Raw genomic sequence first — 20,632 nt, 5'->3', positions numbered from 1 at the left:
GAGCTCAGGGGTTCCTTCGTCAGACCACCGGCTCCGCAACCAGCGAGCCGGCCGAGTGCTCCTGGCGCAGCGCCGTCTTGAGCACCTTGCCGCTGGGGTTCCGGGGCAGCGCTCCCACGACCGAGTACTCCCGCGGGTTCTTGTATCGGGCCAGCTTCTCCCGGCACCACGCCGCGAGCTCCTCGGGCGTCGGCGGGTCGGCCGCGTTCCGCGGGGCGACCACCGCCAGCGGCGCCTCGCCGTACCTCGTGTCGGGTACGCCGATCAGCGCGACCTCGCCGACCTTCGGGTGCGCGGCGAGCACGTCCTCCACCTCGGCGCAGTAGATGTTCTCCCCGCCGGAGATGATCATGTCCTTCTTGCGGTCGACGACGTAGAAGTAGCCGTCCTCGTCCTGGCGCACGAGGTCGCCGGAGTGGAACCAGCCACCTTCGAAAGCGATCGACGTCTCCTCCGGCTTGTTCCAGTACTCCTTCATGACCATCGGGCTGCGGTACACGATCTCGCCGACCTCGCCCTGCGGGACGTCCTGCATGGCGTCGTCGACCACGCGGACCTCGACGTTGAGCATCGGGGTGCCCACCGAGCCGATCTTGCGGACCGAGTCCTCGCCACGCAGCAGGCAGGTGACCGGGCTGCACTCCGTCTGCCCGAACGCGGTGATCACCTCCGCCTGCGGGAACGCGTCGATCAAGGCCCGCAGCAGCGTCGTGGAGGCCGGGGCCGCACCCCAGGACACCCGGCGCAGGTGCGAGAGGTCGCGGTCCCCGATGCCGGGCACGGCCAGCACGGCCGCCCACATCGCCGGCACCAGGAAGATGTTCGAGACCTTCTCGCGCTCCATCAGGTCGAGCGTCTCGACCGGGTCGAACGCGCCGGACCGGATGATCACGTGGGTGCCGCCCAGCAGCATCGCCGGCATGCCCCCGGCCAGGCCGGCGATGTGGAACAGCGGCGCGCCGGGGACCCCGACCCGGTCGTGGGGATCGGAGCCCAGCGTGGCGAGCTGGCTGAGCGCGTGCATGAGCAGGTTGCGGTGGGTCAGCACCGCGCCCTTGGGACGGCCGGTCGTCCCGGAGGTGTACATGAGGAACGCGGGCTCGTCCTCGTCGACCGCGATGTCGAGCGGCTCGTCGCCGGCGTCGGCCAGCGCGTCCTCGTAGTCCCCTCCGATCACCAGCGTGCTCGTGACCGACGGTGCCTGCTCCCGTGCCTTCGCGGCGACCTCGGCCAGCGCGGTGTCGACGACCAGCGCCACGGCGCCCGAGTCGGTGAGCACGTAGGCGACCTCGTCGGCCACCAGCCGGAAGTTCACCGGCACGACGATCGCGCCCAGCCGCACACCCGCCAGGTAGGCCTCCCAGGTCTCCATGCCGTTGAGCGCCAGGACGGCCACCCGGTCGCCGGGTCCGACGCCGCGTCGCTGCAGGGCACGGGCCAGCCGCGTCACCCGCTCGTCGAGCTCGCCGTAGCTGCGGCCGGTCCCCTCGAAGCGGAGCGCCGGCAGGTCGGGGCTCTTCCGCGCATGCCGGGCGAGCTGGTCGCTCATGGTCATGCCGCGGCCCTGCAGCACGGGGATCTCGACGCTCACGGACGCTCCTGGACGACGCCGGCAGATGTGACCTGCGTCATGCTGTCGGGGGCTGCCGGGCGGGTCAAGCCTCGCCGTCGAGGCTGAGCAGCCGGGCGGCCAGCCGCTTCCACAGCGCGAGGTGCGGATCGGTCGCGGCCGGGCGGTCCTCGAACGCGTACAGCAGGGCGACGCCGCGCATGCTGGTGAACAGCAGCTCGGTGAGGTCGGTGTAGACCGGCGACCCGACGATCTCCGGTCCCCAGATGCCGTCGGCGACCGCGGCGATCGCCGCGCGCAGCGGTCGCTCCTCGGCACGCAGCGCCGCCCGCAGGGCCGGGTCCGTGCGCGCCGCGGTCCACAGCTCCATCGCCGCCCAGAACGGCGGTTCCTGGAACGTCGTCCACATCAGGTCGATGGCGCGGTCCACCCGCTCCCGGCCGGTGGGCTCGTCCTCCATGAGGGCGGCCGCGCGGCTGCGGACCTCCTCGAGCAGCGTCGACGCGAGGTGGTCGGCCGCCGCGACCAGGAGCTCGGCCCGGGACGGGAAGTGGTGCAGCAGGCGCCCGCGGGAGACGCCGGCCCGGGCCTGGACGGCGAGAGTGGAGGCGCCCGCCGCGCCGTCCTCGACGAGGCAGGCGACCGCGGCGTCCAGGATGAGCAGCCGGCTGTCCGCGGTCCGCGCCGACCGGCTCCGGGGCGTCGGGGCGGTCGCCACGGATGCGGGCTCGGTCGTCATCGGCTGCAGCCTAGGCGCGGCCGTGGTCGCGGGACAGTCACCGTTGACCGCTCACCCCGGCGGTGGAACCCTGCCGGAGGTGTCGATGGACCTGAGCGAGCTCCGCTACGAGGTCGCCGACCGGATCGCCACGGTGTGGCTGCACCGGCCGGAGCGGCTGAACGCCTTCACCTGGACGATGGCCGACGAGCTCGCCCGGGTGGCTGCCGCGGCCGATGCCGACGACGAGGTCCGCGTCGTCGTCGTGACCGGGTCGGGTCGGGGGTTCTGCGCGGGCGCGGACCTCGGGAGCGGCCCGGACACCTTCGCCGACCGGCGGACCCAGCCCCGGCCGCCGGGCCCGCTGCGCGAGGAGATCGACGGCGTCCCCCGGGACGCCGGGGGTGTGGTGGCCCTGCCGTTCGCCGCCCTGCGCAAGCCGGTGATCGCCGCGGTCAACGGGCCGGCGGTGGGCATCGGGGCGACGCTCACCCTGCCCATGGACATCCGGATCGCCGCCGCGTCGGCCCGGTTCGGCTTCGTGTTCGGCCGGGTCGGCATCGTCCCGGAGGCCGCCTCGTCCTGGTTCCTGCCGCGGGTGGTCGGCATCAGCCAGGCGATGGAGTGGGTCGCCACGGGTCGGGTCTTCGACGCCGAGGAGGCGTTGCGGGGCCGGCTGGTGTCCCAGGTGGTGGCCGACGACCAGCTGCTGCCGACCGCCTACGCGCTGGCCCGCGAGATCGTCTCGAACACCAGCGGGCTCGCGGTGGGCACCGCCCGGCAGCTGCTGTGGTCGATGCTCGGCGCCTCGTCGCCCTGGGACGCGCACCGGGCGGAGTCCCGAGCGCTGGTCGAGCTGGGCGACGGACCCGACAGCGCGGAGGGCGTGGCCGCGTTCCTGGAGAAGCGGCCCCCTCGCTTCGCCGCGCGCATGGGAGACGGGTCGCTCGCGGGTGTGCCCCGGTGGCCGGCGCCGCCGCCGGACGTGCGACCCGGCGACTGACGGGGCTTACGGACGCCGGGCCCCGGGCAAGAGAGCGGCGTGGACACCGAGATCACGCTGCGCGTCGACGGCGCGGCCTATCCGCTGACCGTCGACACCCGCACCACGCTGCTGGACGCGCTGCGCGAACGGCTGCGCAACACCAGCCCGAAGAAGGGCTGCGACCACGGTCAGTGCGGCGCCTGCACGGTGCTGCTCGACGGCCGACGGGTGAACAGCTGCCTCGTCCTCGCCGTCACGGTCGCGGACGCCGAGGTCACCACCTCCGACGGGCTGGCGGCCGGCGGCGAGCCGCACGCCCTGCACCGCTCCTTCGTCGAGCACGACGCCTTCCAGTGCGGCTACTGCACGCCCGGCCAGATCTGCTCGGCCGCCGGCGTGCTCGCCGAGGCGCGGGCCGGCTGGCCCAGCGGGGTCACCCCTGTCGACGGCGACGCCGGGGACCTCACCGACGACGAGATCCGCGAGCGGATGAGCGGCAACCTCTGCCGGTGCGCCGCCTACGCCAACATCGTGCCGGCCGTCGCCTCGGTCGCCCGGGCCGAGGGCGTGCGGCGATGAGGGAGTTCCGGTACGAGCGGGCCGCCGATCCGGCCGCGGCCGTTGCCCTGCTCGCCGCCGAACCCGAGGGGGCCTACCTCGGCGGTGGCACCAACCTCGTGGACCTGATGAAGCTGGGCGTGGCCACGCCCGACGTCCTGGTCGACGTCCGCAGGCTGACCTCGGCGGAGATCGCCGAGCTCCCGGACGGCGGCCTGCGCATCGGCGCCGCCGTCCCCAATGCCGACCTCGCCGCCGACGCCCGCGTCCGCGACCGGTTCCCGGTGCTCAGCGAGGCGCTGCTGGCCGGCGCCTCCGGGCAGCTGCGCAACCGGGCGACCACCGGCGGCAACCTGCTCCAGCGCACCCGCTGCCCGTACTTCACCGACGTCACCGCACCCTGCAACAAGCGGGCTCCCGGCAGCGGCTGCGGCGCCCTGCACGGCGTGCACCGCAACCACGCGATCCTCGGTCAGACCCTGGAGGGGCCGGGCACGTGCGTGGCCACCCATCCCTCGGACATGGCCGTCGCGCTGGTGGCCCTGGACGCCACCGTCCGCGTGCTCGGGCCCGACGGCGAGCGGGCCGTGCCGATGGCGGAGCTGCACCGCCTCCCGGGCGAGGACCCGGCCCGCGACACCACGCTGCGGCACGGCGAGCTGATCACCGCGATCGACCTGCCGGCGCTGGGCATGCCCTCGCGCTACCGGAAGGTGCGGGACCGGGCGGCGTTCGCCTTCGCGCTGGTCAGCGTCGCCGCCGCCGTGCGCGTCACCGACGGGCTCGTCGCCGACGTGCGGCTGGCCCTCGGAGGAGTGGCGCACCGGCCGTGGCGGGCGACGGCGGCCGAGGAGGCGCTGCGCGGGCGTCCGGCGACCGAGGCGTCGTTCACCGCGGCCGCCGACGCGGAACTGGCCGCCGCCGTGCCGCTGCGGGACAACGGCTTCAAGGTGCCGCTGGCCCGCAACCTCGTCGTCCGGACCCTGCTGCAGCTCGGAGAGGACGCCCGATGACCACCATGGACCGGCTGGTCGGTGCCGGCGTCGAGCGCATCGACGGCCCGGCCAAGGTGCGCGGCACCGCTCCCTACGCCTACGAGCAGGACCCCGGCGAGCCGATCTGCCACGTCGCCGTCGTGCAGAGCACGGTCAACCGCGGCCGGATCACCCGGTTGGACCCGTCCCGGGCCGAGGCGATGCCGGGCGTGCTCGCCGTGCTGACCCCGGCGAACGCGCCGCGGCTGGGCGAGGGGCTGGCCTCGGACCTGCCGGTGCTGCAGTCGCTCGACGTGCACTACCAGGGCCAGATCGTGGCCGCCGTCGTCGCCGAGACCTCGGAGATCGCGAAGGCCGCCGTCGGCGCCGTCGCCGTCGGGTACGAGGCGCAGGAGCCCGACGTCGCGCTGTCGGCCGACCGCCCGGACCTGTACGCCCCGCCGAAGCTGATGGCCGGCTTCGCGACCGACTCGGTGATCGGCGACGTCGACGGCGCGCTGGCTGCCGCCGCGGTGACCGTGGACGCCACCTACTCCACACCCACCCAGCACAACAACCCGATCGAGATGCACACCTCGATGGCCCGCTGGGACGGCGACCGACTGACCCTGTGGGACGCCAACCAGGGGCCGCACAACATCGTCAACGATCTGGTGACGGCGTTCGGCCTCGAGCGGGACCAGGTGCGGGTCATCTCCCCGTACGTGGGTGGTGCGTTCGGCTCCAAGGCGTTCACCCACCCCAACCAGATCCTGGCCGCGATGGCCGCGCGGGTGGTCGGGCGCACCGTCGTCTTCGAGCTCTCCCGGCAGCAGATGTTCTCCCTCGTCGGCCACCGGACGCCGACCATCCAGCGGGTCCGGCTGGGCGCCGACGCCGAGGGCCGGCTGGCCGCGGTCAGCCACGAGGTCGTCGAGCACACCTCGCGGATCAGCGAGTTCGCCGAGCAGACCGCGACCCCCACCCGGGTGCTCTACGCCGCGCCGCACCGGCGCACCACGCACCGGCTGGCGAGGCTCGACGTGCCGCCGCCGACGATCATGCGTGCGCCGGGGGAGACCCCGGGCATGTTCGCGCTGGAGTCGGCGATGGACGAGCTGGCGCACGAGCTGGGCCTGGACCCCGTCGAACTGCGGATCCGCAACGAGCCCGGGCGCGATCCGGAGCGGGACGTGCCCTGGTCCAGCCGTAACCTGGTGGCCTGCCTGCGCACCGGTGCGGAGCGGTTCGGCTGGGCCGGGCGCGACCTGCGGCCGGGGGTGCGCACCGACGGCCGGTGGCTGATCGGCACCGGCGTCGCGGCGGCGACCTACCCGACCCGCCGGCGCAGGGCCGAGTGCCGCATCACCGGGCACGACGACGGCCGGTGGACCGTCGAGATCGACGGCTCGGACATCGGCACCGGTGCCTGGACGGCGCTGTCCCAGATCGCCGCCGACGCGCTCGGGGTCGGGCTGGAGGCGGTCGACCTGCGGATCGGTGACAGCGACCTGCCCTTCGCCGGGGGCGCGGGCGGCTCCACGGGGCTGACCTCGTGGGGGTCGGCGATCGTGCTGACCGCGCGGGAGGTTCGCCGTGAACTGGACGAGAAGCACGGCGGGCAGCTGCCGCCGCACGGGATCGTGGTGAAGGGCGGGGTGCCGGGGGAGTCACCGCACGCCGGCGACTACTCGATGCACGCGTTCGGCGCGCACTTCGTCGAGGTGCGCGTGGACCACGACACCGGGGAGGTGCGGCTGCCGCGGGCGACCAGCGTCTACGCCGCCGGCACGATCGTGAACGCGCACACCGCGCGCTCGCAGTTCGTGGGCGGGTTCAGCATGGGCGTCTCGATGGCCCTGCACGAGGAGTCGGTGGCCGACGAGCGGCTGGGTCACTACGTCAACCACGACCTCGCCGGTTACCACATCGCCACCAACGCGGACATCGGTGAGCTCGACATCCACTGGCTCGACGAGCACGACCCCTACGTCAACGAACTCGGGCTCAAGGGGATCGGCGAGATCGGCATCACCGGCGCCGCTGCCGCCGTCGCCAATGCCTACTGGCACGCCACGGGGCTGCGGGTGCGGGACCTGCCGATCACCCCGGACAAGTACTTCCGCGAGCTGGGTCTGACCTGACGCGCTAGCCCAGGCCCTTGATCGCGGCCGGGTCGATGTGGGCGAGCAGCGTCTCGCCGAGGTCGCGCATGTGCTCCACCTGCTCAGGGGTGAGCTGGTCGAACAGGTGCGTGCGGACGCTCTCGACGTGGACCGGTGCGGCTGCCTCGAGGGCGCCGAACCCGTCGTCGGTCAGGACGGCGAGCTGCCCGCGGCCGTCGTCCGGGCAGACCTGGCGGCGCACCCAGCCGCGCTCCTCGAGGCGGGACACCGCGTGCGAGAGCCGGCTGCGCGAGGACAGGCAGCGGTCGGCGAGCTCGCTCATGCGCATCATCCGCTCGGGGGCCTCCGAGAGGGCGACCAGGATCTCGTAGTAGGCGTGCGAGATGCCCGTGGCGTGGGTGAGCTCGCGGTCGAGCCGGTCCAGGAGCAGCTGGGCGCTGAAGAGCCAGGCCCGCCAGGCCCGCTGTTCGTCGGCGTCGAGCCAACGGGGTTCGCCGAACTCCGGTGCGCCGGCGGGGGTGGACGACACGTGCGCGGTCATGGGGACATCCTACTGGCGGAATAGTTCAGCGCTCAACTACGCTACCGCCCGGCAAGAAGGTTCCACGTTCAACCACTTGGAGACACCATGACCAGCACCGTCCAGATCCCCGGGTACGTCGTCGGCACCTGGGACATCGACGCCTCGCACTCCACCGTCGGCTTCTCCGTCCGCCACATGATGGTCAGCAAGGTGCGCGGCTACTTCCGCGAGTTCTCCGGTGTGCTCGTCACCGCCGCCGACCCCGCGCAGTCCTCGGTCACCGCCACGATCGACATGGACTCGATCGACACCCGTCAGGAGCAGCGGGACGCCCACATCAAGTCCGCCGACTTCTTCGACGTGGGCAACCACACCGTGATGACGTTCCGCTCCACGGCCGTCGTCGCCAAGGGCGAGGACTGGCACGTCGAGGGCGAGCTGACCCTCAAGGGCATCACCAAGCCCGTCAGCCTGGAGCTCGAGCTCAACGGTTTCGGCCCCGACGCCTACGGCGGCACGCGCGCCGGCTTCTCGGCCAAGACCGAGATCTCCCGCAAGGAGTTCGGCGTCGACATCGACATGCCGATGGACGGCGGCGGCGTCGTCGTCGGCGACAAGATCAGCGTCGAGCTCGAGATCGAGGCCGTGCTCCGCGCCGCCTGATCGCGATCGACCCACGAGGGGCCCCGGACAGCGCGTCCGGGGCCCCTCGGCGTCAGCGCAGGCGGACCGGCCCGGCGTCGATCGGTGTCCGGAACAGCGCGTAGGGCTTGCGCCGGACGTCGCGGCCGCCCTGGTACTTCGCCTGCCGGTACAGCTGGTTGGCCGTCACGTACAGATGGCCATCCGCCGCCACCGACATGGTGTCGGGCCACAGCAGGCGGTCGTCGTGCAGCACGGTCTCCCACGAGCCGTCCGGCAGCCGGCGGTGGATCGCGTCGTGCTCCCCGTCGGTGACGTAGAGCCGCCCGGCGTCGTCGGTCTCCAGGCCGTCGCCGGCTGCGCCCTTGTCGCCCTCGTCGACGACGGTGGCCGCGACGTCGTCGTCGCTGGTCGACCGGTCGACCAGCGCGTCGGTGGCCACGCTGTACCAGCGACGCGAGGCCAGCGGGCAGTAGAACAGTCGCGTCCCGTCGGCGGAGATCGCGATCCCGTCGGCGCCCATGGTGACCGGCGAGGTCTCGCCGTCCTCGTCGCGCTCCAGGAACTCGCGGCCCTCCACGACCATCCGCAGCTCCGGGGGCTGCAGCGCCTTGGTCGAGGGGTGGTCGTGCAACCGGCGCCACGCCTGCCCGCTGGCCAGGTCCACCACGATGATCCCGTTCGGCCCGGAGTCGGCCGAGTCGGTGATGTAGGCGATGCCCGCCTCGCCGCGGCGCAGGTCGAAGCGCACGTCGTTGAGGTACGTCGTCTCCAGCGCGACCGACGGGTCGAAGGTGATGACCTGGGCCACCGAGTCGGTGTCGAGGTCGACGCGGACGAGCTTGGGCCCGCCCGGCTCGGTCGGTTCGAACATCGGGCTGCCGGTGTCGAGCACCCAGAGCCGGTCGGCCGGGTCCACCACGATGCTCTGCACCGACACGAACGCCCCGGCGTCGTCCTTGCCCGACGGGGAGTTCCACGCCTCGTCGGGGAACGGCACCTCCCGGCCGTCGCGCAGCTCCACCACGGTGGCCGGCGGGTCGTCGCCCCACTGCGGGAAGTTCACGAACACCCGGCCGGTGTGCGAGACGCTCACCCCGGTCGGCATCGGGCCGGTGAACGCGTGCACCAGCTCCACTTCGCCGATCGGCTCGTCCCGGGCCAGGTCGGTCACGCGCGCACCGCGGCGAACGCCTGCCGGAAGTGGTCGGCGGCCAGCTGCTGGGCCTGCTCGGCCTTGTCCAGCACGGCGGCGGCGCCGAAGAACTCGTGCATCACGCCCGGGTAGTACCGGTGCGTGGTGGGCACGCCGGCGGCCTCGAGGTTCTGCGCGAACTGCTGGCCCTGGCTCCGCAGCACGTCCCGCTCGTCGGTGATGACCAGCGTCGGCGGCATGGTGGCCAGCTGCTCGGTGGTCCAGCCCAGCAGGTCGATCCGCGGGTCCTTCGCCGCGTCCGGCCGGCCCTCGAAGGCGTGCATGGCCATCCAGCTGAGCAGGGCGCGGTTGAGCGGCCGTCCGTCCGCCGCGTCGGCCATCGACTCGCCGAACTGCTCCCCTGTGGTCAGCGGGTAGACGCACACCTGCGCCACCGGCACCGGCTGGCCGTTGGCGGCCAGCTGCAGGCAGGTGGCCGGGGCCATGTTCCCGCCGACGGACTCGCCGCCGATGCCGATCCGCGACGCGTCGCCACCGATGGAGGCCGCGTTCTGCAGCAGCCAGTGGTAGGCGGTCAGCACGTCGTCGTGCGCAGCGGGGAACACGGCCTCGGGCGCCCGTCGGTAGTCCGGGGTGACCACGAGGGCGCCGGTCTTGTTGGTCAGGCCTCGGCAGGACGCGTCGTAGTGGTCGTCGATGTCGAACAGCACCCAGCCGCCGCCGTGGATCCACATGATCACCGGCAGGGGACCGGCGGCCGCGTCGGCCGGCCGGTAGACCCGGAACCGCTGCGTGCCGCCGGCGCCGTCGGGGATCTCCAGGTCCTCCACCGAGCCGACCGGCTCGGGGCCCTCGATGCCCCGCTCGGCCATCACCTTCTCGACCGCGGCCTTCGGGCCGGGCTGCTTCCGGGCCTGGTCGGGCGTGAGGATCTCGAAGGGCAGCGGCCCGAGGGAGGAGTGGGCGTCGACGATGGCCTGGGCCTGCGGGTCGAGCAGCCCGGAGGCGTCGGTGGCCGCCTCCTTCTGCTTGCCCGAGAGCAGGTCGCGCACGTGGTCCAGCGGCTTGGCGAGCATGCCCGCGATCCGCTCGGCCAGGCCCTCGTCGGGGGCGTGCGGGTGCGGGCGGGTGGGCGCCTGACGCTTGGCGGCCAGGAACTCCTTGCCCAGCTGGGCCATGCGCGCGGGCCCCGCCTTCCGCCGGAACTCGGGGAGCTCCTCGTCCTCCTCGTCGTGGACGTGGTGGCGGACGACGCGCATCAGGTCGGTCAGCGCCTGCTCGAACTCCGTCTCGCCGGGCTCGGTCCGGCCGAGGGTCACGAGGAGCTCCTTGATCTCCTGGTGCTCGTGCTCGGCGTCGTCGTGCTCGTCGGTCATGCCGATCTCGGTCCAGATCGGGTAGAGCACCGTCTCCTCGGCGAACGCGTGCAGGGCGAGCTCGAGGGAGATCTGGTCCACCAGGACGCGCCGGTTGCCACGGCCGGCCTCCAGGTGCTGGAACTGGCGCTCGACGATCGCGTGGTCGTCGGCGATCAGGTGGTCGATGTCGCCGGGCAGGGTGTCGTAGGACAAGGGCATGCGTCTTCGCTCCTCCGGATCGGGGCACCGGGGCATCGCGCCACCCGGCGGACGGTCTGTTGGGTGCTACCCGGTGGCCGTCGCAGCACGCGTCGCAGCACGCGTCGCGGCCGCGTCGGGCTGCCGTCGGGGAGACTGGGGGACATGTCGACCGCAGGTCTCGTCCGCACCCGGTTCCCCTCCGCCGTCCTCGTCGCCGTCGGCCTGGCCGCCGGGTTCGGCGTCGCGCAGGGCACCGGCGTCCGCGCGCTGGGCGGTGCCGTGTTCGCCGCGGCCGGGCTGGCCGCAGGCGCCCTGTGGCTCCGCCGCCGCGGCCCGGGCACCGCCGTCGCCCTGGCCGGGCTCTACGTCGGCGCCTTCGTCCTGGCCCACGTGCTGGCCATCGGCGTCGGGATGTCGGCCTGGCTGGCGGTGAGTCTGGTCACTCTGACCGCCGCAGGGGTGACGTTCGCGGTGGCCGACGCCGCTCGCGAGGGGGAGACCGCCGGCTGAGCGACTACTCTGGGAAGGTCGGCGGGCCGCCGGCCGTTGAACGAGATGCCGCGCGCTGACGCAGCGGCCTCCCCGAACCCCCCTGAGGTGCCCTTCCGCATGCCCACCCGCGACGACCTGCGCAACGTGGCGATCATCGCTCACGTCGACCACGGCAAGACGACCCTGGTCGACGCCCTCCTCCGCCAGGCAGGTGCCCTCGGGCGCGCCAAGGGCGAGGGGACGGACAACGACTCCACGCAGGACCGCGTGATGGACTCGATGGACCTCGAGCGCGAACGCGGCATCACCATCCTGGCCAAGAACACCGCGATCCACCTGGCGGACGAGGACGGCAACCCCGTCGTCGTCAACATCGTCGACACCCCCGGTCACGCCGACTTCGGTGGCGAGGTCGAGCGCGGCCTGTCCATGGTCGACGGCGTCTGCCTGCTCGTCGACGCCTCCGAGGGCCCGCTCCCGCAGACCCGCTTCGTGCTGCGCAAGGCGCTGGCCAAGGGGATGCCGGTCATCCTGGCGGTCAACAAGACCGACCGCGCCGACGCGCGCATCGCCGAGGTCGTCGACGAGTGCTACGAGCTGTTCATGGAGCTCATGGAGGACGCCGGCATGGACGCCGACGCCCTCGAGTTCCCGATCGTCTACTGCAGCGGCCGCTCCGGGAAGGCGTCGCTGACCCGCCCCGAGAACGGCACCGAACCCGACAGCGACGACCTCGCCCCGCTGGTCAAGACGCTGCTGGACACCATCCCGGCGCCGGTCTACGACGCCGAGGAGCCGCTGCGCGCGCAGGTCACCAACCTCGACGCCTCGCCCTACCTCGGCCGGCTGGCGCTGCTGCGCATCCACTCGGGCACGATGAAGAGCGGCCAGCAGGTCGCCTGGTGCCGCACCGACGGCACGATCAAGAACGTCAAGATCACCGAGCTGCTGGTCACCGAGGGCCTCACCCGCACCCCGGCCGAGAGCGCCGGCCCCGGTGAGCTCGTCGCCATCGCCGGCATCGAGGACGTCATGATCGGCGACACCCTCGCCGACCCGAACGACCCCCGCCCGCTGCCCCCGCTGACCGTCGACGAGCCCTCGATCTCGATCACCATCGGGATCAACACCTCGCCGCTGGCGGGCAAGTCGGGCAAGAAGCTCACCGCCCGCCTGATCAAGAACCGCCTCGACCAGGAGCTGGTCGGCAACGTGTCGGTCCGCATGCTGCAGACCGACCGCCCCGACACCTGGGAGATGCAGGGCCGCGGCGAGCTGGCGCTGGCCATCCTGGTCGAGCAGCTGCGCCGCGAGGAGTTCGAGCTCACGGTCGGCCGCCCCACGGTGGTCACCAAGGAGATCGACGGCAAGCTGCACGAGCCGGTCGAGCGGGTCACCATCGACACGCCGGGCGAGTACGTCGGCACGCTGACCCAGGCGCTGGCCACCCGTCGCGCGCGGCTGGAGAACCTGGTGCACCACGACACCGGCTGGGCGCGGATGGAGTACATGGTGCCCTCGCGCGGCCTCATCGGGTTCCGCACCGAGTTCCTGACCGAGACCCGCGGCACCGGCGTCCTCAACCACAACCTCGAGGGCTACGAGCCGTGGCTGGGCGACATGCGCGCCCGCCCGACCGGCTCGCTGGTCGCCGACCGCCAGGGCGTGGCGACGACGTACTCGATGTTCTCGCTGCAGGAGCGCGGCCAGCTCATGGTCCAGCCGGGCACCGACGTCTACGAGGGCATGATCGTCGGTGAGAACTCCCGTCCGGACGACATGGACGTGAACATCACCAAGGAGAAGAAGCTCACCAACATGCGCAAGAGCACCTCCGAGGAGCTCGAGCGCCTGGTGCCGCCGCGGGTGCTGAACCTGGAGCAGGCGCTGGAGTTCTGCGCCGAGGACGAGTGCGTCGAGGTCACCCCGGCCACCGTCCGCATCCGCAAGGTGGTGCTCGACCAGACCGAGCGCGGCAAGGCCAAGAACAAGAAGCCCAAGCCGTCCTGACCTGATCACACCGCGCAGAAGGCCCGTCACGCAGTCGCGTGGCGGGCCTTCTCGTCGTGCGGGCCGGCCGGCGTCAGCCGGGTCGCGTCCCGGGAGGCGGCGTCCGCGCCACATCCGCCCAGACCTCGGTCATCTCCGAGATCCGCCCTTCCCGGGCGGTGACGAAGGTGGCCACCTCGAAGTGGACCAGGTCGCCGTCGGCGTACCCGGTGACGTGGCAGCGGGCTGCGGCCCGATCACCGGCGCCGACCACGTCGTGCACGACCAGGCGGTCGAACCCCGGGTACTCGGCGTTCAGGCGCACCCACGTCTCGCGGTCGAACGCCTCACCTGTGTGCGCGTACCGGCACACGAAGTCGTCGTGCAGCAGCGGGGTCAGGTCGGTCCACCGGCGGTCGCCGATGAGCCGGCAGAGGCGGGTCAGCAGAGCGGAGGCGTCCATCGCCCGGATGCTCGCACGCGGTACCGACGAGAACGGTGTGGCGAGCCACGTACGCGTGGTGACGACCCGCTGAACCGGCTCGGCACGCCGGCCCCTCGTGCCCCACGACTCGCGCGTCGCCCCACCTACGTTCTTCTCGGGGCCATGGGTCATGACCCCAGGGGGACGAGTGCACGAGAGGCGGTCGACCGCATGACGACGATCACCCGAACGGCTCCGGCGGAGAACCACTTCCGGGGCGGGATCGATGTCCGGGTGAGCCTGCGGGACGGCGCCGGCGACGGCAGTTCCGCCTTCGACGGCGCCTGGTTCCCGCGCAGCCGCGACCTCGAGGTGGAGCTGCCCGAGCTGATCGCGGAGCTCGACCGCCGGGGTGTCCGCATCGAGCGCTTCACCTACTCCCTCGAGGCCTGGGTGCCGGCGGCACGCAAGCTGGTCCTCCGGGACCGCGTGGTGCGCACCGGCGGCTTCCGCAGCATGGACCCGCTGGTGGTCTGCCTGACCTGGGCCGGGGGTGCGCGCCGCGCGGACCTGCTCGTCGTCCCGCCGGAGACCGACGTGCTGACCGGCGCCCGGGCGCTGCGGCTGTGCACGCGCCGCGGGCTGCCGCGCTCGCCGCAGATGGTGCTGGCCGCCGCACGCTCCACGCCGCTGCCGCAGGTCCCGCAGGTGCACCGCCGCGCCGTCTAACCCGCGCTACGCCGACCGCGAACCCGCTGGACGGCGGGGGAGCGCGTCGACTGGGGTGGGGGCCATGCGGCTCCTCGTGCTCGGTGGCACCTCCTTCCTCGGCCGGCACGTCGTGACGGCGGCGCTCGGACGCGGCCACGACGTCGCCACCTTCACCCGCGGCGTCTCCGGGGCGCCCCCGGACGGCGCTCGCACCCTGCACGGCGACCGGGAGGATCCCGACGCGCTGCCCCGGGCGCTGGCGGGCTGGGCGCCCGAGCTCGTCGTCGACACCTCCTGCCGGACCCGGCCGGCCGCGCGACATGCGGCCGCAGCGCTGGCCGGGGTGCACGGCTACGCCTTGGTCAGCAGCCTGAACGCCTACCGCACCTGGCCGCCCGGCCCGCTGGGCCCGGAGGACGACGAGCCGACCTGGGACACCGACGAGGACGAGTACGGCCCGAACAAGGCCTACGCCGAGCGGGTGCTCGAGGCGGCGGTCGGCGAGGGCTTCCTGACCGCGCGCGCCGGCCTGATCGTGGGCCCGTGGGACTACGTGCACCGGCTGGGCTGGTGGCTGGACCGCATCGCGCGCGGCGGCCACGTCGTCGTCCCCGCGGAGGGCCTGGCCCAGCCGATCGCGCTCGTCGACGCCCGGGACCTCGCCGGCTGGCTGGTCGGCATGGCCGAGCAGGGGCGCTCGGGCGCGGTGAACGCCACCGGGCCGGCCGGGATGACCACGCTGGGCGGGCTGCTGGACCTGTGTCGCGAGGTCACCGGCGGCGACGCGGAGTGGGTTCCGGTGCCGGAGGAGGACCTGCTGGAGGCCGGCGTGGAGCCGTGGATCCACCTGCCGCTGTGGCTGCCGGCCGCGGTGGCGCGGACGGCCTGGGACGTCGACACGACCCGGGCGCGCGAGCTCGGGCTGCCCAGCCGGCCACTGCGCGAGACGGTCGAGGCCACCTGGGCGTGGCAGCAGACCGACACCCGGGGGCACTTCTCACCGATGGGCCTGCCCGAGCCCGGGCTCCCGGCCGACCTCGAGGCCCAGCTGCTCACCCGCCACGATCAGGGACCCTGATCGTGCAGCGTCCTCCCTCACGGTCCACGGTGAGGGAGGACGCTCGACGATCAGGTCACCTGATCCTGGCAGCGGGGGTGATCAGTCGCGGGGGGCGCTGGGGCGGCCGGCGCGCACGGCGTCGACGGCCGGCTCGTCCAGCTCGGCCACGATGTTCGCCTCGCCCACGTGGGCCGGTGCGGCCGCCGCCTCCAGCGCGACGTCCTTGCGGTGCTCGCGGAACGAGTGCACGACGGCCAGCACCCACACCGCGAACAGGGCGGCGTAGACCGCGTAGCGCGTGAGGTCGCCGGCGTCGACCCAGTCGCTCCGCAGCAGCGTCCGGCTGTTCGTCAGCACGATGAGGCCGCCGACGAGGGAACCCAGCATGCGCGGCGGGATGTGCCGCACGAGCCAGGCCGCGAGCGGTGCGGCGATGCTGCCTCCGATGAGCAGCGCGGCGACCCAGGTGAAGTCGATCCCCTGGGAGCCGAGCGCGAACAGGAAGCCCAGGCTCGCCGCCAGCGCGACCAGGAACTCCGCGGTGCTGACCGAGCCGATGACCTTGCGCGGCTCCATCCGGCCGCTGGCCAGCAGCGCCGGCGTGCCGACCGGTCCCCAGCCACCGCCGCCGGTGGCGTCGACGAAGCCGGCGACCAGCCCGAGCGGGCCGAGGAAACGGGCGCGGACCGGCTTGCCGAGGTTCCGCCGGTCGATGCCGCGCAGGGTGAACCGGACCAGCAGGTAGACGCCGAGGGAGAGCAGGATCAGGGACATCACCGGGGCGGCGACCGCGGTCGAGAGGTTCGACAGGACGGTGGCACCGGCGAAGGCGCCGATCGCGCCGGGGATGCCGATCTTGGCGACGACCTTCCAGTCGACGTTGCCGAACTTCCAGTGCGAGAGGCCGGACGTGAGCGTCGTCCCGATCTCGGCGAGGTGGATCGTCGCGGAGGCGGCGGCGGGGTTGGTGCCGATGGCCAGCAGCAACGTCGTCGAGGTGGCGCCGTAGGCCATGCCGAGGCTGCCGTCGACGAGCTGGGCACCCAGGCCGACGAGGGCGAGCAGGACGAGGGTCTTCACAGGGGGTACCGACTCCGGTCTCAGGAGGAGCGCGGGCGCGCAGGGGCCCGCGGGAAGGAGGTGAGACGAGGGGGGCGCCGGGAACGGCGCCGGGAGCTCAGCAGCCCGGACAGGCGGCGGTGCAGACGCGCAGCAGATCGACGTGCAGGCGGCTCACCAGGAGCAGCGTCGTCGGTCGCGTCACGGCGATATGTCTACCAGATCGATGCGCTTATGCGGCAATGGGCCGTCCGGCTGGTGGGATCAGCCACGCAGGACGTCGTTCCGGATGGTCGCCCAGGCCACCGCACCTCCCGCGGCGAACAGCGCGGCGCAGCTGATCATCGCCGCGCGGTAGCCGTCGGTGAGCGCGGCGGGCTGGGCGTAGTCCGCCCCCGAGAGGCCCACCACCACGGGCAGGGCGGCGATGGTCAGCAGCTGGGCGGCGCGGGCCACCGCGTTGTTCACCCCGCTGGCCACCCCGGCCAGCGCGTCCGGCGCGGCCCCCAGCACGCTGGCGGTGAGCGGCGCGACGGTCAGCGCCATCCCGAGGCCCTGGAGGACGGTGCCGGGCAGCACCTCGACCCAGTACGGGGCACCGCCGTCCACACCGACCAGCAGCAGCGTCCCCGCGGCGACGGTCAGCGGGCCCGCGGCCATCGGCAGCCGCGGTCCGATGCGCTGGGCCAGCGCGCCGGCTCCGGGCGACAGCAGGGTGATCAGCAGGATGGTCGGCAGCGTCGCCGCGCCGGCGGCGGTCGCGCCGTAGCCCAGTACGCCCTGGAGCTGCAGCACCAGGAACAGGGAGCTGCCCCCGAGGGCTCCGTAGACGGCGAGGGTGGCGAGGTTGGCGCCGGTGAACTGCCGGTCGGCGAACAGCCGCGGCGGCAGCACGGGGAAGTGCGTCCGCCGCTCGCGGACGACGAACAGTGCGCCGGTGCCCACGGCGACGACCGCGGAGACTACGACGTCGGTCCCACCGCGTTCCCCGGCGGTGATGAGCGCGTAGGTGAGCGCGCCGAGGGCGACCGCGCCCAGGACCGCGCCCAGGACGTCGAACCGGCCGTGCGGCCCGGGGTCGCGGCTCTCCGGCACGTGCCGCCCGGCGACGGCGACGACGAGCACGGCCAGCGGCACGTTCAGCAGGAAGACCAGCCGCCAGCTGGCCAGGTCGACGAGCGCGCCGCCCAGGAACGGGCCGACGAGCCCGGCCACGCCCGAGAGGGAGGACCACACCCCGATCGCCGTCGCCCGGTCGGCAGGCCGGAAGGAGGACTGGATGAGTGCCAGGCTCCCGGGGGTCAGCAGCGCGCCGCCGATGCCCTGCAGTGCCCGGGCGGCGATCAGCTGGCCGGGCGTCTGCGCCAGCCCGCAGAGCAGCGACGCGGCCGCGAACCAGGTGACGCCCAGGAGGAAGACCCGGCGTCTCCCGTAGCGGTCGCCGAGCGCCCCGCCCAGCAGGATCAGTGCGGCCAGCGGCAGGAGGTAGCCGTTGACGATCCACTGCAGGTCCGACAGGGAGGCGCCGAGCTCGCGTCCCAGCGTCGGCAGCGCCACCTGCACCGCGGTGGCGTCGAGGAACGCCATGCCCGAGGCGAGCACCGTGGCGGTGAGCAGCCACCGGCCCGGTGCGGTGCCCAGGGACACGCTGGAGGGGGCCGGGCCCTCGACGGCGGCCACCGGGGGACCCCTAACCGACCGCGAGGTCGGTGAGGACGAACGCGAGCGCGGCCACCGCGGCGGCGGCCGGCAGCGTGACGACCCAGGCGACCACGATGTTGCCTGCCACGCCCCAGCGGACGGCGGAGAGCCGCCGGGTGGAGCCCACGCCCATGATCGACGTCGTGGTGACGTGCGTGGTGGAGATGGGGACGGCGAAGACGGTCGCGGTCGTCACCATCACGCTCGAGGCGACGGTCTGCGCGGCGAAGCCGCCGGTCGGCGTCAGCTGGATGATCCGCCGCCCCAGCGTGCGCACGATGCGGAAGCCGCCGGCGTACGTGCCCGCGCTGATCGCCGCGGCGGCGGCGACGACCACCCAGAAGGGCACCTCGAAGGTGTCGATCTCACCGGCGGTGAACAGCGCCAGCGTGATGATGCCCATCGTCTTCTGTGCGTCCTGCATGCCGTGGCCCAGCGCCATGGTCGCGGAGCTGACGATCTGCGCGTAGCGGAAGTTGCGGTTGGCCCTGGACACGTGCGCGCGCCGGAAGGTCCACAGCAGGGCCAGCATGAACAGGTAGCCCAGGCCGAAACCGACCAGCGGCGAGACGATCATCGGGACGATGACGTTCTCGAGGACGCCCATCCACTGGACCGAGTGCGCCGCCGCCAGCGCCGCACCGACCAGGCCCCCGATCAGCGCGTGCGAGGAGGACGACGGAAGCCCGTACCACCAGGTGATCATGTTCCAGGTGATGGCGCCGATGAGGGCCGCGAAGACGATCTCCAGGCCGTTGTTGCCCTGGGGCGGGTCGATGAGGCCGGCGCCCACCGTCTCGGCGACCTCGGTGGAGATCAGTGCCCCGACCAGGTTCATGACGGCGGCGAGCGCCAGCGCCGCGCGCGGGGTGAGCGCCTTGGTGGAGACCGCCACCGCGATGGCGTTGGCGGCGTCGTGGAAGCCGTTGGTGTAGTCGAAGGCCAGCGCGACCAGGACGATGACGAGCAGACCGAGGAAGGCCGGATCCATCAACAGAGGTCCATGGACGGTCAGGACTCCTTGACGGCGATCGTCTCGACCACGTTGGCGAGGTGCTCGAAGGCGTCGGCGGCCTCCTCCAGCTGGTCGGCGACCTCCTTGAGCTTGAGGACCTCCAGCGCGTCGAACTCGCCGCTGTAGAGCCGGGAGAGCAGCCGCCGGTAGAGCTTGTCGGCCTCGTTCTCGATCCGGTTGACCTCGATCCAGTAGTCGGAGAGGTCGCTGAGCGTCTTCAGCCGGGGCATCGCCTCCGCGGTGACGTGGGCACAGCGCTGCAGCAGCGCGACCTGCTGGCTCATCTCGGCCGGCAGCGTCCCCAGACCGGTGAGCATGACCAGGTCGGCCGCGGCCTCGACGTAGTCCATGACGTCGTCGAGGTTGCTGGCCAGGGCGTAGACGTCCTCGCGGTCGAAGGGCGTCACGAAGCTGGTGTTGAGGGCACGGAAGATCGCGTGCGTGGCCTGGTCACCGACGTGCTCGAGGTCGCGCAGCCGGTCGGCCAGTTCCTCGCGGCGCGCGTGGTCGTGGACGAACTCGCCGAGGACCTCGGTCGCGACCACCAGGTTCTCCGCGGAGGCGGTGAACAGGGGGTAGAAGCCCGAGTCCTTGGGCGTCAGGCTGAAGCGCACGGGGGAAGGCTCCGTCTCGATGTGGGCACCGGCCGCCGCGAGGCGCGGGGACACGGCCGTCGCGCAGCATAGGTCGGCCGGACGGTGTCTCCCGGGCACCCGGCGATCACCTGTGAGCGATCTCGCCCTCGTCGTCGCCCTCGTCCACCCGGGCGAGCGAGTCGAGCAGGTCGGCGCGGGCTCGCGCGACGCGGGAGCGGATGGTGCCCACCGGGCAGCCGGCGACCTCCGCGGCCTCGGCGTAGGACAGGCCGAGCAACTGGGTGAGCGCGAAGGCCTCGCGGCGGTCGGGGGCCACGCGGGCCAGCAGGTCGGTCACGCCGGCGCCCTCGCCGACCGGGTCCGCCCCGCCGGGGGCGGGCACCTCGGTGAGGTCGACCTCGTCCCGGACGACCGTCAGCCGCCGGCGGCGCCGGCTGCGCACCGCATCGGCGCAGACCCGGCGGGCGATGCTGAGCAGCCAGGTGCGCACCGACGACCGCCCCTCGAAGCGGTGCAGCGAGGCGAAGGCGCGCAGGTACGTCTCCTGCGTCAGGTCGTCGGCCGAGCCCGGGTCGCCGAGCGCGGCGCACAACCGCCACACGTCGGACTGGGTGGCCCGCACCAGTGCTGCCGCGGCGAGCGGATCGCCGCCCGCGGCGTCGGCCGCGAGGGGGCCCAGCTCGTCCATGCCGCCATCCTCCCGCACGCCCACCCGGGCCCCCGCGGCTACGCCCGTCCGTGTGTGACCGAGGTCTCGGGAACCGGGGAGGGGGC

20 protein-coding genes are annotated in these 20,632 nt (G+C 73.2%); 9 read left to right on the top strand and 11 right to left on the bottom strand.

Annotated elements, in window-relative coordinates; genetic code table 11:
- Window positions 1–19: 19 nt before the first annotated feature.
- Together ACI793_RS03095 and ACI793_RS03090 are read right to left on the bottom strand one after the other, a co-directional pair.
- Complete coding sequence (locus ACI793_RS03095) at window positions 20–1,591, bottom strand: long-chain-fatty-acid--CoA ligase (RefSeq protein WP_456604896.1); 1,572 nt, start codon at window positions 1,589–1,591, stop codon at window positions 20–22.
- 64 nt (window positions 1,592–1,655) lie between these two features.
- Entirely contained in the window at window positions 1,656–2,309 is a 654-nt protein-coding gene (locus ACI793_RS03090) for a TetR/AcrR family transcriptional regulator (protein ID WP_456604895.1), read from the bottom strand.
- 85 nt (window positions 2,310–2,394) lie between these two features.
- On the opposite strand from ACI793_RS03090, the gene ACI793_RS03085 reads away from it, so the two are divergent.
- Genes ACI793_RS03085 through ACI793_RS03070 form a run of 4 tightly spaced genes read left to right on the top strand, consistent with a single transcriptional unit; the run spans window position 2,395 to window position 6,949 of the window.
- Window positions 2,395–3,291, top strand: coding sequence for an enoyl-CoA hydratase-related protein (locus ACI793_RS03085; RefSeq protein WP_456605184.1), 897 nt, complete (start codon window positions 2,395–2,397; stop codon window positions 3,289–3,291).
- 39 nt (window positions 3,292–3,330) lie between these two features.
- A complete protein-coding gene (locus ACI793_RS03080) occupies window positions 3,331–3,852 on the top strand; it encodes a (2Fe-2S)-binding protein (RefSeq protein WP_456604894.1) in 522 nt (173 codons plus the stop codon).
- The gene (locus tag ACI793_RS03075; RefSeq protein ID WP_456604893.1) at window positions 3,849–4,844 is read left to right on the top strand and encodes an FAD binding domain-containing protein; all 996 of its coding nucleotides are present in this window, start codon (window positions 3,849–3,851) and stop codon (window positions 4,842–4,844) included. The genes ACI793_RS03080 and ACI793_RS03075 overlap by 4 nt, the downstream gene beginning before the upstream one ends.
- The gene (locus ACI793_RS03070; RefSeq protein WP_456604892.1) at window positions 4,841–6,949 is read left to right on the top strand and encodes a xanthine dehydrogenase family protein molybdopterin-binding subunit; all 2,109 of its coding nucleotides are present in this window, start codon (window positions 4,841–4,843) and stop codon (window positions 6,947–6,949) included. The genes ACI793_RS03075 and ACI793_RS03070 overlap by 4 nt, the downstream gene beginning before the upstream one ends.
- A gap of 4 nt (window positions 6,950–6,953) precedes the next feature.
- On the opposite strand, the gene ACI793_RS03065 is transcribed toward ACI793_RS03070, so the two are convergent.
- Complete coding sequence (locus ACI793_RS03065; protein WP_456604891.1) at window positions 6,954–7,472, bottom strand: MarR family winged helix-turn-helix transcriptional regulator; 519 nt, start codon at window positions 7,470–7,472, stop codon at window positions 6,954–6,956.
- Between the two features lie 87 nt (window positions 7,473–7,559).
- Here ACI793_RS03065 and ACI793_RS03060 point away from each other — a divergent pair, with 87 nt between their 5' ends.
- Entirely contained in the window at window positions 7,560–8,117 is a 558-nt protein-coding gene (locus ACI793_RS03060) for a YceI family protein (protein WP_456604890.1), read from the top strand.
- A gap of 52 nt (window positions 8,118–8,169) precedes the next feature.
- Here ACI793_RS03060 and ACI793_RS03055 read toward each other — a convergent pair whose 3' ends face one another.
- Both ACI793_RS03055 and ACI793_RS03050 read right to left on the bottom strand, forming a co-directional pair.
- On the bottom strand, window positions 8,170–9,270 hold the full coding sequence (locus ACI793_RS03055) for an L-dopachrome tautomerase-related protein (protein ID WP_456604889.1): 1,101 nt from the start codon (window positions 9,268–9,270) through the stop codon (window positions 8,170–8,172).
- Window positions 9,267–10,829, bottom strand: a complete 1,563-nt coding sequence (locus ACI793_RS03050; protein ID WP_456604888.1) for an alpha/beta hydrolase fold domain-containing protein — start codon at window positions 10,827–10,829, stop codon at window positions 9,267–9,269. Before ACI793_RS03050 ends, ACI793_RS03055 begins: the two co-directional genes overlap by 4 nt.
- 144 nt (window positions 10,830–10,973) lie before the next feature.
- On the opposite strand from ACI793_RS03050, the gene ACI793_RS03045 reads away from it, so the two are divergent.
- Both ACI793_RS03045 and typA read left to right on the top strand, forming a co-directional pair.
- On the top strand, window positions 10,974–11,321 hold the full coding sequence (locus ACI793_RS03045; RefSeq protein ID WP_456604887.1) for a hypothetical protein: 348 nt from the start codon (window positions 10,974–10,976) through the stop codon (window positions 11,319–11,321).
- A gap of 99 nt (window positions 11,322–11,420) precedes the next feature.
- Entirely contained in the window at window positions 11,421–13,313 is a 1,893-nt protein-coding gene (gene typA / locus ACI793_RS03040; protein WP_456604886.1) for a translational GTPase TypA, read from the top strand.
- Window positions 13,314–13,386: 73 nt separating this feature from the next.
- Here the strand turns inward: typA and ACI793_RS03035 are convergent, their stop codons facing one another.
- Complete coding sequence (locus ACI793_RS03035; RefSeq protein WP_456604885.1) at window positions 13,387–13,755, bottom strand: nuclear transport factor 2 family protein; 369 nt, start codon at window positions 13,753–13,755, stop codon at window positions 13,387–13,389.
- A 192-nt stretch (window positions 13,756–13,947) separates the two neighbouring features.
- Between ACI793_RS03035 and ACI793_RS03030 the strand changes: the two genes are divergently transcribed.
- Both ACI793_RS03030 and ACI793_RS03025 read left to right on the top strand, forming a co-directional pair.
- A complete protein-coding gene (locus ACI793_RS03030; protein ID WP_456604884.1) occupies window positions 13,948–14,445 on the top strand; it encodes a DUF5994 family protein in 498 nt (165 codons plus the stop codon).
- A gap of 64 nt (window positions 14,446–14,509) precedes the next feature.
- A complete protein-coding gene (locus ACI793_RS03025; RefSeq protein ID WP_456604883.1) occupies window positions 14,510–15,505 on the top strand; it encodes an NAD-dependent epimerase/dehydratase family protein in 996 nt (331 codons plus the stop codon).
- Window positions 15,506–15,586: 81 nt separating this feature from the next.
- Here ACI793_RS03025 and ACI793_RS03020 read toward each other — a convergent pair whose 3' ends face one another.
- The 5 genes from ACI793_RS03020 to ACI793_RS03000 form a co-directional block, all read right to left on the bottom strand.
- The gene (locus ACI793_RS03020; protein WP_456604882.1) at window positions 15,587–16,567 is read right to left on the bottom strand and encodes a sulfite exporter TauE/SafE family protein; all 981 of its coding nucleotides are present in this window, start codon (window positions 16,565–16,567) and stop codon (window positions 15,587–15,589) included.
- A 243-nt stretch (window positions 16,568–16,810) separates the two neighbouring features.
- Window positions 16,811–18,226, bottom strand: coding sequence for an MFS transporter (locus ACI793_RS03015; protein ID WP_456604881.1), 1,416 nt, complete (start codon window positions 18,224–18,226; stop codon window positions 16,811–16,813).
- 10 nt (window positions 18,227–18,236) lie between these two features.
- Window positions 18,237–19,238 carry an anion permease gene (locus ACI793_RS03010; RefSeq protein WP_456604880.1) on the bottom strand — a complete coding sequence of 334 codons (1,002 nt, stop codon included), beginning with the start codon at window positions 19,236–19,238 and terminating at the stop codon, window positions 18,237–18,239.
- Between the two features lie 20 nt (window positions 19,239–19,258).
- The gene (locus tag ACI793_RS03005) at window positions 19,259–19,876 is read right to left on the bottom strand and encodes a DUF47 domain-containing protein (protein ID WP_456604879.1); all 618 of its coding nucleotides are present in this window, start codon (window positions 19,874–19,876) and stop codon (window positions 19,259–19,261) included.
- A gap of 106 nt (window positions 19,877–19,982) precedes the next feature.
- Window positions 19,983–20,546 (bottom strand): sigma-70 family RNA polymerase sigma factor, encoded by a 564-nt coding sequence (locus tag ACI793_RS03000; RefSeq protein WP_456604878.1) that lies wholly within the window; start codon window positions 20,544–20,546, stop codon window positions 19,983–19,985.
- Window positions 20,547–20,632: the final 86 nt, after the last annotated feature.

Source organism: Blastococcus sp. SYSU DS0617 (genome assembly GCF_054051075.1).
Note: the sequence above shows the minus strand (reverse complement) of the source record. Positions and strands in the feature narration are given on the sequence as shown.

Bases quoted from the DNA above. Each gene is read 5' to 3' on its own strand.
- ACI793_RS03090 (WP_456604895.1), bottom strand. From the start codon at position 2,309: ATGACGACCGAGCCCGCATCCGTGGCGACCGCCCCGACGCCCCGGAGC.
- ACI793_RS03085 (WP_456605184.1), top strand. From the start codon at position 2,395: ATGGACCTGAGCGAGCTCCGCTACGAGGTCGCCGACCGGATCGCCACG.
- ACI793_RS03075 (WP_456604893.1), top strand. From the start codon at position 3,849: ATGAGGGAGTTCCGGTACGAGCGGGCCGCCGATCCGGCCGCGGCCGTT.
- ACI793_RS03070 (WP_456604892.1), top strand. From the start codon at position 4,841: ATGACCACCATGGACCGGCTGGTCGGTGCCGGCGTCGAGCGCATCGAC.
- ACI793_RS03065 (WP_456604891.1), bottom strand. From the start codon at position 7,472: ATGACCGCGCACGTGTCGTCCACCCCCGCCGGCGCACCGGAGTTCGGC.
- ACI793_RS03060 (WP_456604890.1), top strand. From the start codon at position 7,560: ATGACCAGCACCGTCCAGATCCCCGGGTACGTCGTCGGCACCTGGGAC.
- ACI793_RS03050 (WP_456604888.1), bottom strand. From the start codon at position 10,829: ATGCCCTTGTCCTACGACACCCTGCCCGGCGACATCGACCACCTGATC.
- ACI793_RS03045 (WP_456604887.1), top strand. From the start codon at position 10,974: ATGTCGACCGCAGGTCTCGTCCGCACCCGGTTCCCCTCCGCCGTCCTC.
- typA (WP_456604886.1), top strand. From the start codon at position 11,421: ATGCCCACCCGCGACGACCTGCGCAACGTGGCGATCATCGCTCACGTC.
- ACI793_RS03035 (WP_456604885.1), bottom strand. From the start codon at position 13,755: ATGGACGCCTCCGCTCTGCTGACCCGCCTCTGCCGGCTCATCGGCGAC.
- ACI793_RS03030 (WP_456604884.1), top strand. From the start codon at position 13,948: ATGACGACGATCACCCGAACGGCTCCGGCGGAGAACCACTTCCGGGGC.
- ACI793_RS03025 (WP_456604883.1), top strand. From the start codon at position 14,510: ATGCGGCTCCTCGTGCTCGGTGGCACCTCCTTCCTCGGCCGGCACGTC.
- ACI793_RS03010 (WP_456604880.1), bottom strand. From the start codon at position 19,238: ATGGATCCGGCCTTCCTCGGTCTGCTCGTCATCGTCCTGGTCGCGCTG.
- ACI793_RS03000 (WP_456604878.1), bottom strand. From the start codon at position 20,546: ATGGACGAGCTGGGCCCCCTCGCGGCCGACGCCGCGGGCGGCGATCCG.